Below are 1,123 nucleotides of genomic sequence, written 5' to 3' on the forward strand. Positions count from 1 at the left end.
GGAGCACTGTTTGATAGTAGAGTATTTAACATTCCAAGAGAAGAAGTTACTAACTGTTTGGTGTGGAGACAGCAAGATGCTGTAAGAAATTCAATTCAGTCAGTTGGTCAGGCAAACTACTCACAGAAAGAATTACATAAAAAATCATGCAATATGATTCAAGATATGCTTATGACAGAAAAGAATATTAATTGGAATAATATACCTACATACTTAAAGCGTGGTAGTTGTTGTATTAAAAGAGACATTGAAGAAACTGAAAGAACTGAATGGTTTATTGATCTGGATATTCCTACATTTACACAAGATAGAGATTATATAGAGAAATTGATTAATTATTAAAACAATACAAAAAGAGCATTTGATATGGTTCAGAAGGGAGGAATTAAATAAATGGAAAGGTTAACAAAACAATGGGGAAAAGATAATTGTAATTGTGTACCTACAAAACTTGATTATGGAGAATTATTAGATATTGATGAAGATAGTTTTTCTGAAGTTAATAAGATTGTAAGAAAGTTAGCTGCATACGAAGATACCGGACTAACTCCTGATGTATGTAATAATTATAAGCTATTTGAAGATGAACTTATTTCAAAGGGTATTACATTTAGTGAACTGTTGGAATATATTGATGGGCTATGGAAGGAGAAATGTGAATGATTGATGAAAGGAAACTAATTGAAGATATTCGAAAAATAGAATTAGAAATATTAAAAGATAAAACCCGTGCTATCGAATGTGAAGATGAGTTTATGGCATTAGCAATAGATAATCAACTCAATATTTTGTCAAGAATAAAAGGTAGAATAAATAGTCAACCAACTATTGAAAATATTTGCGAAGTATCTGCGAAGTGGATTCCTGTATTGGAACGATTACCAGATGAAACAGGATATTATAGATGTTCTGTAGAATGGTATGGAACTTCAACGAAAAAACTTTTACTTAAAAGTGGATATGAAATTGAAAATAGACTTATGGATATTCATTTCTTAAAAAGCAGTAATTCATTTAAAGAGAATACTGAATTTTGCACATATGAAGTAATTGCATGGAAACCGTTAGAAGAACCATACATAGAAAACAATAGCAAATTGTGATTTGTTGTGATGAAAGGATG

At 30.0% G+C, this 1,123-nt stretch carries 2 protein-coding genes and 1 pseudogene; all 3 read left to right on the top strand.

The features are described from left to right. Positions 1-342, top strand: a pseudogene (locus tag ACW2QF_RS19635) (tRNA(His) guanylyltransferase Thg1 family protein); the annotation flags it as partial. Between the two features lie 51 nt (positions 343-393). Continuing rightward, complete coding sequence (locus ACW2QF_RS19640; protein WP_455717708.1) at positions 394-663, top strand: hypothetical protein; 270 nt, start codon at positions 394-396, stop codon at positions 661-663. After that, positions 660-1,103, top strand: coding sequence for a hypothetical protein (locus ACW2QF_RS19645; protein ID WP_455717709.1), 444 nt, complete (start codon positions 660-662; stop codon positions 1,101-1,103). The genes ACW2QF_RS19640 and ACW2QF_RS19645 overlap by 4 nt, the downstream gene beginning before the upstream one ends. Positions 1,104-1,123 lie beyond the last annotated feature (20 nt).

It is taken from the genome of Anaerosporobacter sp., from assembly GCF_965301125.1.

Excerpts from the sequence above, each read along its gene's own strand:
- ACW2QF_RS19640 (WP_455717708.1), top strand. The coding sequence starts at position 394 with ATGGAAAGGTTAACAAAACAATGGGGAAAAGATAATTGTAATTGTGTA.
- ACW2QF_RS19645 (WP_455717709.1), top strand. The coding sequence starts at position 660 with ATGATTGATGAAAGGAAACTAATTGAAGATATTCGAAAAATAGAATTA.